The organism is Clostridium thermobutyricum DSM 4928, from assembly GCF_002050515.1.
GTDB classification, from domain to species: Bacteria; Bacillota; Clostridia; order Clostridiales; family Clostridiaceae; genus Clostridium; species Clostridium thermobutyricum.
The window spans coordinates 26094-41744 of the sequence record NZ_LTAY01000006.1 but is presented as its reverse complement, the minus strand read 5'-3'; the positions used below and the strand labels follow the sequence as shown (position 1 = coordinate 41744).

Annotated in this window: 15 protein-coding genes; 14 read left to right on the top strand and 1 reads right to left on the bottom strand. The window is 27.7% G+C overall.

Translation table 11 applies throughout. The features are described from left to right. The first annotated feature begins 48 nt into the window (after window positions 1–48). The 11 genes from smc (at window position 49) to CLTHE_RS00185 (ending at window position 10348) form a co-directional block, all read left to right on the top strand. The gene (smc, locus tag CLTHE_RS00235; RefSeq protein WP_080021489.1) at window positions 49–3609 is read left to right on the top strand and encodes a chromosome segregation protein SMC; all 3561 of its coding nucleotides are present in this window, start codon (window positions 49–51) and stop codon (window positions 3607–3609) included. 3 nt (window positions 3610–3612) lie between these two features. Beyond that, on the top strand, window positions 3613–4527 hold the full coding sequence (gene ftsY / locus CLTHE_RS00230) for a signal recognition particle-docking protein FtsY (RefSeq protein ID WP_080021488.1): 915 nt from the start codon (window positions 3613–3615) through the stop codon (window positions 4525–4527). A 94-nt stretch (window positions 4528–4621) separates the two neighbouring features. Continuing rightward, entirely contained in the window at window positions 4622–4951 is a 330-nt protein-coding gene (locus tag CLTHE_RS00225; protein ID WP_002597501.1) for a putative DNA-binding protein, read from the top strand. 17 nt (window positions 4952–4968) lie between these two features. After that, window positions 4969–6324, top strand: a complete 1356-nt coding sequence (gene ffh / locus CLTHE_RS00220) for a signal recognition particle protein (protein ID WP_002597502.1) — start codon at window positions 4969–4971, stop codon at window positions 6322–6324. Window positions 6325–6361: 37 nt separating this feature from the next. After that, window positions 6362–6607 carry a 30S ribosomal protein S16 gene (gene rpsP / locus CLTHE_RS00215; protein ID WP_002597503.1) on the top strand — a complete coding sequence of 82 codons (246 nt, stop codon included), beginning with the start codon at window positions 6362–6364 and terminating at the stop codon, window positions 6605–6607. A gap of 46 nt (window positions 6608–6653) precedes the next feature. Continuing rightward, entirely contained in the window at window positions 6654–6881 is a 228-nt protein-coding gene (locus CLTHE_RS00210; protein WP_002597504.1) for a KH domain-containing protein, read from the top strand. A gap of 66 nt (window positions 6882–6947) precedes the next feature. Continuing rightward, window positions 6948–7445, top strand: coding sequence for a ribosome maturation factor RimM (rimM, locus tag CLTHE_RS00205; RefSeq protein WP_080021487.1), 498 nt, complete (start codon window positions 6948–6950; stop codon window positions 7443–7445). Next, window positions 7435–8142 (top strand): tRNA (guanosine(37)-N1)-methyltransferase TrmD, encoded by a 708-nt coding sequence (gene trmD, locus CLTHE_RS00200; RefSeq protein ID WP_080021486.1) that lies wholly within the window; start codon window positions 7435–7437, stop codon window positions 8140–8142. The genes rimM and trmD overlap by 11 nt, the downstream gene beginning before the upstream one ends. Before the next feature lie 115 nt (window positions 8143–8257). Then, the gene (gene rplS, locus CLTHE_RS00195; protein ID WP_002597507.1) at window positions 8258–8608 is read left to right on the top strand and encodes a 50S ribosomal protein L19; all 351 of its coding nucleotides are present in this window, start codon (window positions 8258–8260) and stop codon (window positions 8606–8608) included. A gap of 71 nt (window positions 8609–8679) precedes the next feature. Beyond that, window positions 8680–9522 (top strand): ribosome biogenesis GTPase YlqF, encoded by an 843-nt coding sequence (ylqF, locus tag CLTHE_RS00190; protein ID WP_080021485.1) that lies wholly within the window; start codon window positions 8680–8682, stop codon window positions 9520–9522. A gap of 22 nt (window positions 9523–9544) precedes the next feature. Beyond that, window positions 9545–10348 (top strand): ribonuclease HII, encoded by an 804-nt coding sequence (locus tag CLTHE_RS00185; RefSeq protein WP_080021529.1) that lies wholly within the window; start codon window positions 9545–9547, stop codon window positions 10346–10348. A gap of 83 nt (window positions 10349–10431) precedes the next feature. On the opposite strand, the gene CLTHE_RS00180 is transcribed toward CLTHE_RS00185, so the two are convergent. After that, complete coding sequence (locus CLTHE_RS00180) at window positions 10432–10803, bottom strand: YraN family protein (protein ID WP_080021528.1); 372 nt, start codon at window positions 10801–10803, stop codon at window positions 10432–10434. A 112-nt stretch (window positions 10804–10915) separates the two neighbouring features. On the opposite strand from CLTHE_RS00180, the gene CLTHE_RS00175 reads away from it, so the two are divergent. From CLTHE_RS00175 to topA, 3 genes are read left to right on the top strand one after another with little or no spacing between them, the layout of a single operon-like run. Continuing rightward, window positions 10916–12439, top strand: a complete 1524-nt coding sequence (locus CLTHE_RS00175) for a YifB family Mg chelatase-like AAA ATPase (RefSeq protein ID WP_080021484.1) — start codon at window positions 10916–10918, stop codon at window positions 12437–12439. Between the two features lie 12 nt (window positions 12440–12451). After that, on the top strand, window positions 12452–13498 hold the full coding sequence (gene dprA, locus CLTHE_RS00170) for a DNA-processing protein DprA (protein WP_080021483.1): 1047 nt from the start codon (window positions 12452–12454) through the stop codon (window positions 13496–13498). 42 nt (window positions 13499–13540) lie between these two features. Next, window positions 13541–15637 carry a type I DNA topoisomerase gene (gene topA, locus CLTHE_RS00165; protein WP_080021482.1) on the top strand — a complete coding sequence of 699 codons (2097 nt, stop codon included), beginning with the start codon at window positions 13541–13543 and terminating at the stop codon, window positions 15635–15637. Window positions 15638–15651 lie beyond the last annotated feature (14 nt).

Below are 15651 nucleotides of genomic sequence, written 5' to 3'. Positions count from 1 at the left end.
TCCTTATGACGTTAATACCTTTATTTGCATAGTTAGGAGTGGAAATTATTGTTTTTAAAGTCTTTAGAAATAAGAGGGTTTAAGTCTTTTGCTGATAAAACAGAACTTAAATTCAAAAAAGGAGTTACTTCAGTAGTTGGTCCTAATGGAAGTGGAAAAAGTAATATATCAGATGCAGTAAGATGGGTACTAGGTGAGCAAAGTGCTAAAACTCTAAGAGGAGGCAAAATGGAAGATATAATTTTTGCTGGAACTCAATATAGGAAACCTGTAGGACTTGCAAAAGTTTCCCTTACTCTTAGCAATGATGATGGACAATTAGATACTGATTATAATGAAGTAACTATATCTAGAAGAATATTCAGGTCAGGGGAAACGGAATATCTTATAAATAATAATAAAGCTAGATTAAAAGATATAACTAATTTATTTATGGGTACAGGTATAGGAAAAGAAGGGTATTCATTAATAGGGCAAGGAAAGATAGAAGCTATATTAAGTGGTAGACCAGAAGAAAGAAGAGCTCTTTTAGAAGAGGCTGCTGGTATAGTTAAATATAAATTTAGAAAGAATGAATCAGAAAAAAAGCTTTCTAATACAGAAGATAATCTTGTTCGTATAAGAGATATTTTAAGTACTTTTGAAGAAAGAATTGAGCCATTAAGATTAGAAAGAGAAAAAGCTCTTAAATTTAGAGATCTTTCAAAAGAACTTAAAGGAAAAGAAGTATCATTAGTTGTCCACAGCATAAAAGATATAGACTTAGAATTAAAAAACATAAATGATGATTTAAGATTAAAAGAAGAAAAATTAAATCAAAAAAGAGAAAATTTAAATTTAAAAAGAGAAGGATTAAGAGAAGTTGAAGAAAAATTAGAATCTCTTGAAAAATTAACTACTGATAAAAAATTTAGATATTTTAAGAAAAAAGAAGATATAACTAAATTTAAAAGTAATATTCAAATTTTAAAGGAAAGAATTGAAAATTTAAAAAATGAAATAGAAAAAAATAAATTAGAAGAATATACACTTTTAGATAAAATAAAAAACTTTAAAGGTGAAAAAGAAAGATTAGAAGAAGAAATATTAAAAAGTGATTCTTTAAGAAAAGAAAAAGAAGAAGAAATAGATGAACTTGAATCAAAAAGTAAAGGTTTTGCAAAGAAAATAAAAGAGTTAGAACTAGAACTTAGAGAGATAAAAAGTGAAGAAATAAAAATATTAGAAAATAACTCTAGTATAAGCAATAGTATTGAAAGATTTAAGGAAAGATTAAAAGGAAAATCAGAAGAGAAACTTAGACTTATAAAAGAAGCTGAAGAAGGGGAAAATTTATATAAAATAAATAAAGCAACAGTAAATAGTTTAAGTATAAAAATAAAATCTTTAGAGGAAGATTTTAAAGTCCTAAATAAAGAGATAGTTTCTAAAAAATCAGAACTAACTAAATTAAATTCTGAAATAAGAAATAAAGAAGCTGAAATAAGAGGTAAAAACATAAACATAAGTAAATTAAATGCAAATGTTACGCTTCTTAAAGATTTAGAAAATCAATACGAAGGTTATAATAGATCTGTAAAATCTTTAATGGAAAGAGTAGATAGAGGAGATATAAAAGAAGGCGAAATTAAAGTTTTGGGAGAAGTTTTAAAAATAGATTCAGAATATGAATTAGCAATTGAAACTACTCTTGGAGGAGCAATTTCAAATCTTATTGTACAAAAAGAAAGTAATGCAAAAAATATAATTAATTACTTAAAAAGGAATAAATTAGGAAGAGTTACATTATTACCTTTAGATATTATAAAGAGCAATAAGCTTAATTTAAATAAATCAATTGAATCAATTGATGGTTTCATTGGAATTGCTTCTGATATTATAGAATTTAATGAAAAATATAGAAAAGCTATTGAATATGCTCTTGGTAGAACTATAATAGCTAAGGATATGGATAGTGCTTTTAAAATAGCTAGAGAAACAAGCTATAAAAATAAAATAGTTACTTTAGAAGGAGAAGTTTTAAATTCTGGAGGAGCATTAACTGGGGGAAGTATAAAAGGTAAGACTAGAAATATTCTAGGTAGAAAAAGAGAAATTGAAGATTTAGAAAAAGAAATTTCTAAATTAAAAAGTACCCTTTTAGACTTAAATAAACAGTTAGAAATAGATGAATCAAATAGAAAGTCATTAGATGAGGAAATTTTAAATATAACAGATAAAATCCATAGTATAAAAGTTGAAATGGCTACTTCTAAAAATGAGTATTCTAATATTATTCAAGAAAAAGAAAAAATAGAAAAATCAAAAGAAATAAATACTTATAAGTTAAGTAATATAGATAAAGAAATAAAAGAAATAGAAGAAAAAAGAAAAGAAAAAGAAGAATTATTATCTAAAGTATCACAAAAAACAAGTGATAATAAAAATAGAGAAGTTCAAATAGAAATTATATTAAATGAAAATAAAGAAAAACTAGAAAAAATAAAATTTAGTTTAGTAGAATTAAAAATAAATAAAGCTACTTTAGATGAAAATCATAATAATAAAATAAGAGAGATATCAAGAAATGAAAGAGAGTATAATGAAAATACTGAAAAAGTAGCAAATATAAAAATAAATAGAAAGAAATGCTTTGAAGATATTGAAAATTTTAAAGAAGAAATAAAAGTATCTGAAAATCAAATATTTTCTAATGAAGAAACAGTAGCTAAGTTAGAGCTTGAGTTTAAAGATGATGAAGTAAAGAAAGCTATTTTAAAAGAAGAGTTTAGAAAAGTTGATACTGTTATATCAGAATTAAGAGATGTTATAACAAAAGATGAAGGTGAATTAAATAAAGTTCAAATTCAAAAAGCAAAAAAAGAAATGGAAAAAGAGACTCTTTATAAAAAATTAAATGAGGAAATAGAGCTTACTTTTGCAGAGGCTATAGAAATATCAGAGCCTATTGAAAATATTGATGGATTTAAAGAATCTGTGCAGAGCTTAAAGAGAAAAATTTCATCTTTAGGAATGGTAAATTTAGCTGCTATAGAAGAGTATGAAGAAGTAAAAGAAAAATATGAATTTATGTCTAGTCAAGAAGAGGATTTAGAAAAGTCAAAAATTGAACTTTTAAAAGTAATCGAAGAAATGACAGAAGAAATGAGAATATTATTTAGAGAAAACTTTAAAATTCTAAATAAAAATTTCAATGAAACTTTTAGAGAATTATTTAAAGGTGGAAGTGCAGAGCTTATTTTAGGTGAGGGTGATGAACTTACATCTACAGTGGATATAAATGTAGAGCCACCAGGGAAAAAACTTCAAAATATAAACTTAATGTCAGGTGGAGAAAAAGTTTTATCAGCAATTGCATTACTTTTTGGTATATTAAAAATGAAGCCAACACCATTTTGTATTTTAGATGAAATTGAAGCTGCTTTAGATGATGCAAATGTTAATAGATATGCAGAATTTTTAAGTAAATTTTCTGAGAAGATACAATTTATTGTAATAACACATAGAAAAGGTACAATGGAAGTTAGTGATGTTATGTACGGAGTTACAATGGAAGAAAAGGGTGTTTCTAAAGTTGTTTCTGTAGATATGAAAAATAAGGAGGAATAATTAGTGTTTGGAAAATTATTTGATAAATTAAAAACAGGACTTACTAAAACAAGAGATGGGCTTACAGATAAAATAAATGAAGCTTTAAATTTAGCTGTATCTATTGATGAAGATTTATATGAAGAGCTAGAAGAAGTTTTAATAACATCAGATATTGGAATGGATACAACTGTTGAAATAATAGAAAGATTAAGAAAAAAAATAAGAACTGAAAAAATAAATGATCCTCAAATGGTTAAACCTGCTTTAAAAGAAGTTATAAAAGAAATTATGCTTGAGGGAACAGAAGAAATAGAGAAAAAACCAGAAGGAAAAGAAGTATTACTTGTAATTGGAGTAAATGGAGTAGGAAAAACAACTTCAATAGGTAAACTTGCAGCTAAAAATAAAGCTGAAGGAAAGAAAGTTTTACTTGCGGCAGCAGATACTTTTAGGGCAGCGGCTATTGATCAATTAGAAGTTTGGAGTAAAAGAGCAAATGTAGATATTGTAAAACAAGGTGAAGGTTCTGATCCGGCAGCAGTAGTTTATGATGCAGTAACAGCAGCTAAAGCTAGAAATGTTGATCTTTTAATTTGTGATACCGCAGGAAGATTACACAATAAGAAGAATCTAATGAATGAGTTAGAAAAAATAAATAGAATAATTGATAGAGAATATGGTGAAGCAAGAAAAGAAACTCTTCTTGTTTTAGATGGAACTACAGGACAAAATGCAGTTATTCAAGCTAAACAATTTATGGAGGCATGTCCTATAGATGGAATAATATTAACAAAATTAGATGGGACAGCTAAAGGTGGAGTTGTAATCTCTATAAAACAAATTTTAGATATCCCAGTTAGATATATAGGAGTTGGAGAAGGAATTGATGACCTTCAAGAATTTGATGCAGAAAGTTTTGCAGAAGCACTATTTTAAAAGATAAAAAATTTTTTTTTGGGGTGTTAAGTAAAAATACTTGACACCTTTTAGAATATTTGATATTATCTCTTTTGTGGGTAAGGTGATTATTATGGAAGATAGGGTTGAGGTTTCACTTTTAATGGATTGTTATTCACCATTATTAACAGAGAAACAAAGAAACATTATGGAAATGTACTACAATGAAGATTTATCTTTAGCAGAAATTGCAGAAATAAATAAAACAAGTAGGCAAGCAATTCATGATGTTATAAAAAGATGTTCAAAACAACTTTTAGCCTATGAAAATAAATTAAACTTACTTCAAAAGAGTTTAAATCGCGAAGAAAAAATTATAAGTATTCTAGATGATTTGAAAAAAAAATATTCTATAAATACAGAAGAATATGATATGCTAAAAGAAGAACTAGAAGATTTATAAAAATTAGGAGGTTTAATATGGCTTTTGAAGGATTATCAGAAAAGCTTCAAAATACCTTTAAAAAACTTAGAGGAAAAGGAAAGCTTAATGAAAAAGATATAAAAGAAGCAATGAGAGAAGTAAAGCTTGCATTACTAGAAGCAGATGTTAACTTTAAAGTAGTAAAAACTTTTGTTAAAAATGTTAGTAGTAAATGTGTTGGTAGTGAAGTTTTAGAAAGCTTAACACCAGGACAGCAAGTAATTAAAATAGTTAATGATGAGCTTACTGAATTAATGGGTGGTACAGAAAGTAAATTAGACTTTACAGGAGTTGGTCCAACAGTTATAATGTTAGTTGGTCTTCAAGGGGCAGGTAAAACGACTATGTGTGGAAAACTTGCATTAAACCTTAGAAAGAATAATAAAAAACCACTTTTAGTAGCTTGTGATATATATAGACCAGCAGCGATTAAACAATTAGAGGTTGTTGGTAAAGGAATAGATATTCCAGTATTCCAAATGGGAGATAAGCTTAAAGCTGTTGACATAGCAAAAGCAGGGATAAAACATGCAAGAGAAAATGGTAACAATGTTGTTATTATTGATACAGCTGGTAGATTACACATTGATGAAACACTAATGGGAGAATTATCAGATGTAAAAGAAGCAGTTAATCCTTCAGAAATATTACTAGTAGTTGATTCAATGACAGGTCAAGATGCAGTAAATGTTGCAGAAAGCTTTAACAATCAATTAGATTTAACAGGAGTAATTTTAACTAAATTAGATGGTGATACTAGAGGTGGAGCTGCACTTTCAATTAGATCTATAACTAATAAACCAATTAAATTTATTGGTGTAGGTGAAAAGATGAATGATTTTGAAGTTTTCCATCCTGATAGAATGGCATCAAGAATTTTAGGAATGGGAGATGTCTTATCACTTATAGAAAAAGCTCAATCAGCAATTGATGAAAAGGAAGCTGCAGACTTAACTAAAAAAATGATGGGTCAAGGATTAAACTTTGAAGATTATATTAATGCTATGGAGCAAATGCAAAAACTAGGGCCATTAAATAAACTTTTAGAAATGGTTCCAGGAGTTAATGCAAAAGAGCTTCAAGGATTAAACTTAGAAGATAGTCAAAAGCAAATGGAAAAAGTTAAGGCTATAATATATTCTATGACATTAAAAGAAAGAAGAAATCCAAATCTTATAATTGGATCATCTTCAAGAAAGAAAAGAATAGCTCTAGGTGCTGGTGCAACTATACAAGAAGTAAATAAGCTAATTAAGGGCTATGAAATGATGAAAAAAAATATGAAGCAAATGAAGTCATTAGGAAAACAGTCTAAAAAAGGACTATTTGGAAAAATGCCTTTCATGAGTTAATATAAATTATTATCCTTTAAAGGAGGTGAAATTAGACATGGCAGTTAAAATAAGATTAAGAAGAATGGGTGCTCACAAAGCTCCTTTCTACAGAGTTGTTGTTGCTGATTCAAGAAGCCCAAGAGATGGAAGATTCATCGAAGAAATTGGATTCTACAACCCAGTTGCTCAACCAAAAGAAATCAAAATCAATGAAGAAAAAGCTAATAAATGGCTACAAAATGGTGCTCAACCAACAGACGTAGTTAAAAAGCTTTTCGTTAAAGCAGGAATTAACAAATAATATTTGGAGGTGAATACTGCAAGTAATACATATTTGCAGACACTATATGAAAGAATTAGTTGAAATGATAGCTAAATCATTAGTGGATAAACCCGAAGAAGTTAGAGTTAATGAAATTGCTGGCGAACAGTCAATTATACTTGAACTGAAGGTAGCTCCTGAAGATATGGGTAAAGTTATCGGAAAACAAGGCAGAATAGCGAAAGCTATTAGAACTGTAGTAAAGGCTGTAGCAATAAAAGAAGAAAAACGAGTAGTAGTTGAAATTATTTAAAGAGTTAGGCCTAGACCTGGCTCTTTTTTTATAGAATATATATTAAAAAAGAAAGAGGTGCTTTGAATGGGAGAAGTATTTAATGTAGGTAAGATTGTTAATACACATGGATTAAAAGGCGAAGTAAAAGTAATTGCTAATACTAGAGATGTAAACAATTTTAAAAGATACGGATATGTTTTAATAAATGAAGAAGAAAGAAAAATTGAAGGCGTAAAATTTCAAAAAGATAGAGTTATTCTTAAATTGGAAGGAATAAATTCTATAGAAGATGCTGAAATGTATAAAGGAACAGAAATGTTCGTTTTAAGAGAAAATGAGCCTGATCTTGATGAAGATGAATTTTATGTTAGAGATTTAATAGGTATGCATGTATTTGATACTGAAGGTAAGGATTTAGGAGCTATATATGATATTATAGAAACAAAAAATAATGATGTATATTGGATAAGAGAGCCAAAAGAATTATTAATTCCAGCTTTACTTGATATAGTATTAGATATAGATTTAGATGAAGAAAAAATAACTATTAAACCAGTCAGAGAGTGGCAATATGAAGATTAATATTTTAACACTTTTTCCAGAAATGTTTGATATATTTAATCACAGTATAATAGGAAAAGCAAAAGACAAGGGTCTATTATCTATTGAAGCTATAAACATAAGAGATTATACAAAAAATAAGCATAAAAAAGTTGATGATTATCCTTATGGAGGAGGAGCAGGAATGGTTATGGCTCCTCAACCAATAGTAGACTCATTAAAAGCAGTAAAAGAACATAATAAAGGAAAAGTTATTTTTCTAGGACCTAGGGGAAAAACATTTAATCATTCTATAGGAAAAGAGCTTGCAAAAGAAGAAGAACTTATATTTATATGTGGTCATTATGAAGGAATAGATGAAAGAGTATATAAATATATAGATATGGAGATTTCTATAGGAGATTTTATATTAACAGGTGGTGAGATGGCAGCTATACCTGTTATTGACTCTATACTTCGTTTGAGAGAGGGAGTATTAGGAAAGCAAGAAAGTTTTATGGATGAATCTTTTTCTGATGGAGCTTTAGAATATCCTCAATATACTAGACCGGAAGAATTTGAAGGGGATAAAGTTCCAGAAGTTCTTTTATCAGGTCACCATGAAAATATAAGAAAATGGAGAAGACTTCAATCTTTAGAGATTACTAGAGAAAGAAGACCTGATCTTTTTGAAAAATTAGAACTGTCAAAAGAAGATAAAAAACTTCTAAAAAAATAATTGTTTGCAAAGATAATAAAAATATGTTAAAATGAACTTCGTGTTAGTACCGGCGGTCCTCTTCTGGATTTTAGCTCCGGAATGAACGTCAAATTATTATTAGGAGGAATGCACAATGAACGAAATATTAAGAGCTATAGAGCAAGAACAAATCAGAACTGATTTACCAAGCTTCAACGTAGGAGATAACGTAAAAGTTCACCAAAAAATTAAAGAAGGTAACAGAGAAAGAATCCAAGTATTCGAAGGAACTGTTATTAAAAAACAAAACGGTGGTTTAAGAGAAACTTTCACAGTAAGAAGAGTTGCTTTTGGAACTGGTGTTGAAAAGACTTTCCCAATGAACGCTCCAATGATCGAAAAAATTGAGATCACTAGAAGAGGTAGAGTAAGAAGAGCTAAACTTTACTACTTAAGAGATAGAGTTGGTAAAGCTGCTAAGGTTAAAGAATTATTAACAAGATAATTAACCATAGAGAAAGGACTTAGGATTTAAGTCCTTTTTTTTTAATAATATTTGAAAAGGAGTGATTTAAAATGGCAATTAACTGGTTTCCAGGTCATATGAAAAAAACTCAAAGAGAAATAAAAGAGAATTTAAGAGTTGTAGATGCAGTTATTGAAATAAGAGATTCTAGAATAGCTAAAAGCTCTGCAAATCCTGATATAGATAAATTAGTAGGAACTAAACCAAGACTTATACTTTTAAATAAAAGTGATTTAGCAGAAAAATCAGTTACAAAGTCTTGGATGAAAGAACTTAAGACAGACAATGTAATGCCAATAGAAGTTAACTGTTTAAAAGGAATAGGTATAAATAAAATTAAACCTGCTTTAGAAGAACTTTTAAAAGAAAAAATTGAAAGAATGAAAAGTAAAGGACTTAAAAACTTAACTATAAGAGTTATGGTAGTAGGTATACCAAATGTAGGTAAATCAACTTTTATAAATAAGCTTGCAAGAAATAATATTGCTAAAACTGGAGATAGACCAGGTGTAACAAAAAATAAACAATGGATAAAAACTTCTATAGGAATAGAGCTTTTAGATACTCCAGGAGTTTTATGGCCTAAATTTGAAGATGATGAAACAGCATTAAATTTAGCTTTCACTGGTGCTATAAAAGATGAAATAATGGATATTGAAGATCTTTCATATAGGCTTATAGAAAGAATGAGTAGTCATTACTCAGAGCTTTTAAAAGAAAGATATAAAATAGAAGAGGTATTTGATGATCCATTAGAAACTTTAAACGCAATTGGAAGAAAAAGAGGATGCATTGTTAAAGGCGGAGAAATAAATTATACAAGGCTTGCTGTTATGCTTTTAGATGAGTTTAGAGGCGGAAAAATGGGGAATATATCTCTTGAAAGACCATAATTTAAAAAGTGGGGCTTATTATATGAAGAATTTATTAGAAAATTTAGATAAAAAAAGTTATAAAATTATAAAAGAAGAATTTGATAATTTAAATTTAACTTCTAAAGAGGATAAAGAATATCTTATGGAGGAACTATTAAAGGATAAAAGAAAAAATGTAATAGCTCTTGGAAATAAGATAAAAAAAGAATTAGATGCTTTAGAAAAAGAAAAAATACGAGTTAAAGGAATGTATGATTTTGATAGAGGATTTGCAAAAGGAAATCTTCTAGCAGGAGTTGATGAAGTTGGGCGTGGACCACTTGCAGGACCAATTGTTTCAGCATGTGTAGTTTTAGATTTAGATGTTTTAGATGAAGATATGATTTATTATTTAAATGATTCTAAGAAACTTAATAAAAAGAAAAGAGAAGAATTAGCTGAAATAATAAAAGAAAAAGCAATATCATATGCTATTGCTGAAAAAAGTAATGAAGAAATAGATTCTTTAGGAATATCATACTGTAATAATAAAGTATTTTTAGAAGGATTAGAAGGATTAAGTGTAAAGCCAAGTATAGTGCTTTCTGATGGATATTTAATAAAAGATGTTCAAATAGAAAATAAATCTGTAATTAAAGGTGATACTAAAAGTGCAACTATAGCAGCAGCATCTATTATTGCTAAAGTTTACAGAGATAATCTTATGGAAAAGTACGGTGAGCAATATCCTGAGTATGGTTTTGAAAGTAATGTAGGATATGGAGCACAAAAGCATATTGATGCATTAAAAGAGTTTGGACCTACAAAAATTCATAGAATGAGTTTTTTGAAAAATATACTATAAAATTATTAAAAAAGAACCTTGATATAAGTTTGGCTTATATTAAGGTTCTTTTTATATTATATTAATTATGAAATGTGTAAAGACTAGTTTACTCTGAAAGCATCTTTAATAAAGTTGATTTTATAGGAATCAGAATTAATATTTAAGAAAATTTCTATAACATCAAATCTTATAAAAAAGTCATTAAAATTGTTTTTAGAAATAAAAAATTTAGATAAAAATATAATGTTTTTTCTTTTGTTAAAATTTACTGCTTCTTTAGGTAAACCATAATTTGAATAATATCTTGTTTTTACTTCAGTAAAAGTCAAAATATTGTTTTTTAAACAAATTAAATCTATCTCACCAAATCTATTTCTAAAGTTTTTTTCTATTATTCTATATCCTTTAGATATTAAAAACTTACAAGCTATATCTTCTCCATAATCTCCTATTGTTTTATTTAATTTTTTTATAGCGATCACACCTTTCTAAGTTAAAGTATTGACTTAGATCAGAAGAAAATTACAAAAGTTGTTTAAAATTTATTTATGAGTTAATACTCTCTAATAAAAAGGAGGGAGTTTTATGGCAGTAAATATAAAAAGTGCAACAAATTTAGGCGTAGAAAGTTTAATCGTAAATGTTGAAGTTCAAATAACTCCAGGGTTACCAATGTTTAATATAGTAGGATTACCAGATACATCTGTAAGAGAAGCAAAAGAAAGAGTTAGAGCAGCAATTTTAAACTCAGGATTAGAATTTCCACTAGGAAGAATTATAGTAAATTTATCTCCAGCAGATATAAGAAAAATAGGAAGTTTATTGGACCTTCCTATTGCAATAGGAATATTAATGGAATCTAATCAAATAAGAAAAATGGATATGGAAAAATTTTTAGCTTTTGGTGAGTTATCTTTAAGTGGAGATATAAAAGAAGTAAATGGAGCTATTCCTATTTTGCTTGAAGGAATAGAAAAGAATATAAATAAGTTTATATGTCCATATAAAAATAAATTTGAAATAAATATAGTTAAAAATGGAGAAGTATATTTATTTGAAAATTTAAGTGAGGTTATTGATTTTATAAATAATGAAGATTTAGCACCTTTTGAATTTTATGAAGAAGAATTTGAAGAGAAAAACAATTGTGAAGATATAGATAGTGTTATTGGGCATAGTTTATCTAAAAGAGCTTTAAGCATAGGAGCAGCAGGAAAGCATAATATTATTCTTTTTGGGACACCGGGGTCTGGGAAAACTATGCTTGCTAGAGCTTTTAAAAGTTTACTTCCGAATCTAACAGAAGAAGAAAAATTGCAAGTGTTTAAAATATATTCTATAAATGGTCTTATAGATGATATAAAAAAAGTTAATATTCCTTTTAGATCTCCACATCATACAATAACTAAAATTGGACTTGTAGGTGGAGGAAGAGAAGCTAGAGCTGGAGAAATAACTTTAGCTCATAATGGTGTGCTTTTTTTAGATGAAATATTAGAATTTAAAAAAGAAATTTTAGAAAGTTTAAGAGCTCCTTTAGAAGATGGAAAAGTGCAAATAGATAGAATAGGATATAAAACTTTAATGCCATCAAATTTTATTTTACTTGGAGCATTAAATCTTTGTCCTTGTGGGAAATATACATTAGATGATTTTGAGAAAAATGAATGTCTATGTTCTGATTCAGAAATAAGAAGATATCAAAATAGACTTTCAAAACCTCTTAGAGATAGAATTGATATTTTTAATTATGTTAATAGAATTAAATTTTCAGAATTAAATAATAGAGTTGAGCCTGAAAAGGAAAAATTAAGACGAAAAATCGAAAAGGCACGAAAAATGCAAATGAAAAGATATAAAGAAACAAAATATAATTATAATTCAGATTTGAAGGGAAAAGATATCTTTTTATATTCAAAAATGACAAAAGAGAGTGAGAAATTTTTGAAAACTTTTTTTGAAAAAACAAATTCATCAATAAGAAGTTATGGAAAGGTGATAAAGCTAGGACGTACAATAGCTGACATGGAAGAAGAAGAATTTATAGAAAGTGAATTTTTAATGGAAGCACTTAGTTTTAGGAAAGATATAAATGGAGAATTTATGTAAAGGGGTAGACAGATGGATTATTATGTATTATGGTTAATATCGTTAGAGATTACAAATTTACAAAAATTAAAATTATTGAAAAAATATAAAAATGAAAAAAATATTTATGAAAATTTTCAAACAATAATAGATAATGATTTAACTTTAAGAAAAAAATTAAATTTAAAAAATATTGATGAAAGAATAAATATTTTAAAGAAAAATATAAAAGAAAATAAATTTGGTGTAATCACAATAAATAGTGAAGAATACCCAGAAAATTTAAAAATGATTCATGAGCCACCATATTTTTTATTTTTTAAAGGAGATATTTCTCTTTTAAAAAAAGATAGTTTAGCTATAGTTGGAGGCAGAAAACATACTGTATATGGAGAAAGAGTTACACGATTTATAGCAAAAGAAGCTGCTAAAAGTGATATTTGTATAGTTAGTGGAGGTGCTAAAGGGATAGATTCAATTGCTCATATAGAAGCTTTGAATAATAATGGAAAAACTATAGCAGTACTTGGATGTGGAATAAATGTTATTTATCCTAAAATAAATAAAAATTTATTTCAAAGAATAGAAGAAAAAGGCCTTATAATATCAGAGTTTTTACCTTTTGATTCGCCACTTGCTTATAATTTTCCAAGAAGAAATAGAATAATAAGCGGATTATGTAATAAACTTATTGTAACAGAAGCTAATAATAAAAGTGGATCACTTATAACAGTTTCACATGCACTAGATCAAGGAAAAGATATTGGTGTTGTTCCATCATCAATTTTTTCTGAACTTGGATATGGATGTAATATGCTTATAAAAGATGGGGCAGATGTAATAATTTCAAGAGAAAGTCTTTTAAATTTTCTAGAAATTAATGAGCTAAATATTAAGAATAATAATCATATAATACAAAATGATATTTTGAATATAATAAGAGATGAGCCAATCCATATTGACCAAATATTTGAAAAATCACAGGTTGACAGAAATACTTTATATAGGTTATTATTTGAAATGCAAATTAAAAATGAAGTAGTAAGCTTACCTGGCAACTATTATGCGAGGATAATATAAATTTGAGGGGGTGAATAACTCCAAGTAAAAAGGAGTTTATTTATGGGCCAAAAATTAGTAATAGTAGAGTCACCAGCAAAAGCAAAGACAATAGAAAAATATTTAGGAAAAAATTATGTTGTCGAAGCTTCAATGGGGCATGTTAGAGATTTACCTAAAAGTAAATTAGGTGTAGATATAGAAAATAATTATGAACCACAATATATAACAATAAGAGGTAAAGGGGAACTTTTAAAATCCCTTAGAAAATTAGCTAAAAAAGCTGATAAAGTATATCTTGCAACAGACCCTGATAGAGAGGGAGAAGCAATATCTTGGCATTTAGCTAACCTTTTGAAAATAGAAGATAAAGACAAATGTAGAATAGTATTTAACGAAATAACAAAAGCAGCAGTAAAAAATTCGCTTAAAAATGCAAGAACTATAAATAAAGGATTAGTAGATGCACAACAAGCAAGAAGAATATTAGATAGACTTGTTGGATATGAAATTAGTCCAATACTTTGGAGAAATGTAAGATGGGGATTAAGTGCTGGTAGAGTACAATCAGCAGCTCTTAACTTAATATGTAAAAGAGAAGAAGAAATAAAAGCTTTTGAACCAGTTGAATATTGGACTGTTGATTGTTCTCTTAAAAAAGAAAGAAAGAAATTTAAAATAAATCTTTCAAAATATAAAACTGAAAAGTTAGAAATGATTGACGAAGAAAGAGCAAAATCTATTTTAAAAGATTTAGAAAATGGAGAATTTAAAATAGAAAAGATTAAAAAAGGTAAAAAGGAAAGAAAACCTCTTGCGCCGTTTACAACAAGTACACTTCAACAAGATGCAAATAAAAAACTTAATTATATGACTAAAAAGACAATGTCAGTAGCTCAAGTTCTTTATGAGGGAGTAGAAGTAAAAGGACATGGAACTTTAGGACTAATAACTTATATGAGAACAGATTCTGTAAGAATATCAGATGAGGCTAAATTAGCAGCTAAAGAGTTTATAAAAGAAACTTATGGAGAAAATTATATTCCTAAAGAAGACAGAGTTTATAAAGGAAAGAAAAATATACAAGATGCGCACGAAGCAATAAGACCGACTCACGTTGAAATAACTCCAGAAATTGCAAAGAAAAGCTTAACACCAGAACAATATAAGTTATATACTCTTATATGGAATAGATATGTAGCATCTCAAATGGAATCTTGTATATTAAACACAAATTCAATTAGTATAGCTAATGGAGATTATAAATTTAAAGCTAGTGGATCAACAATTGAATTTGATGGATTTATGAAAGTTTATGAATATGCAAATAGTGAAGAAGAAAATACTAGATTACCTGAACTTGAAGAAGGTGAAGTTTTAAAAAGTGATAGCATGGAAGTTAATCAACACTTTACAATGCCACCAGCTAGATATAATGAGGCTTCATTTGTAAAACTTTTAGAAGAAAAAGGAATTGGAAGACCAAGTACTTATGTACCTACTATTTCAACACTTTTAAGTAGAGAATATGTAGTTAGAGAAAAGAAAAATTTAATTCCAACAGAACTTGGATTTATAGTAAATAATATAATCTGTGATTACTTTAAACAAATAGCTGATGTAGAATTTACAGCAGAGATGGAAAGAAAGCTAGACTTTATAGAAGAAGGTAGCATGGAATGGGAAAATGTAGTTAGAGATTTCTTTGATCCATTAAAAGAAGCTATTGATAAAGCTGAAAAAGAAATATCAAAAGTTGTTATTGAAGATGAAGTAAGTGATGTTCCATGTGATAAATGTGGAAGAATGATGGTTATAAAAAGAGGAAGATATGGAAAATTCCTTGCATGTCCTGGATATCCAGAATGTAAAAATGCAAAACCAATTGTTGAAGAGATAGAAGCACCTTGTCCAAAGTGTGGTGGAAAAATTTATGCTAAAAGAAGTAAGCGTGGAAATAAGTTCTTTGGATGTGCTAATTATCCTGAATGTGATTTTGTAAGTTGGAATGAACCAGTTGAAAAGAAATGTCCTGAATGTGGAGAATTCATGGTTAAGAAATATTCTAAAAAAAGTGGAGAATATTTACAATGTTCAAACTCTGAATGTAAATATAAAGAAGAGAAAATAGATAATAAAGAGAAAAAAGAAGAAAAATAAAGAGTGTGATGATT

Coding starts and splice junctions, on each gene's coding strand:
- topA (WP_080021482.1), top strand. CDS start 13,541: ATGGGCCAAAAATTAGTAATAGTAGAGTCACCAGCAAAAGCAAAGACA.
- CLTHE_RS00210 (WP_002597504.1), top strand. CDS start 6,654: ATGAAAGAATTAGTTGAAATGATAGCTAAATCATTAGTGGATAAACCC.
- rplS (WP_002597507.1), top strand. CDS start 8,258: ATGAACGAAATATTAAGAGCTATAGAGCAAGAACAAATCAGAACTGAT.
- ylqF (WP_080021485.1), top strand. CDS start 8,680: ATGGCAATTAACTGGTTTCCAGGTCATATGAAAAAAACTCAAAGAGAA.
- rimM (WP_080021487.1), top strand. CDS start 6,948: ATGGGAGAAGTATTTAATGTAGGTAAGATTGTTAATACACATGGATTA.
- dprA (WP_080021483.1), top strand. CDS start 12,452: ATGGATTATTATGTATTATGGTTAATATCGTTAGAGATTACAAATTTA.
- CLTHE_RS00225 (WP_002597501.1), top strand. CDS start 4,622: ATGGAAGATAGGGTTGAGGTTTCACTTTTAATGGATTGTTATTCACCA.
- rpsP (WP_002597503.1), top strand. CDS start 6,362: ATGGCAGTTAAAATAAGATTAAGAAGAATGGGTGCTCACAAAGCTCCT.
- CLTHE_RS00175 (WP_080021484.1), top strand. CDS start 10,916: ATGGCAGTAAATATAAAAAGTGCAACAAATTTAGGCGTAGAAAGTTTA.
- ffh (WP_002597502.1), top strand. CDS start 4,969: ATGGCTTTTGAAGGATTATCAGAAAAGCTTCAAAATACCTTTAAAAAA.
- trmD (WP_080021486.1), top strand. CDS start 7,435: ATGAAGATTAATATTTTAACACTTTTTCCAGAAATGTTTGATATATTT.
- CLTHE_RS00185 (WP_080021529.1), top strand. CDS start 9,545: ATGAAGAATTTATTAGAAAATTTAGATAAAAAAAGTTATAAAATTATA.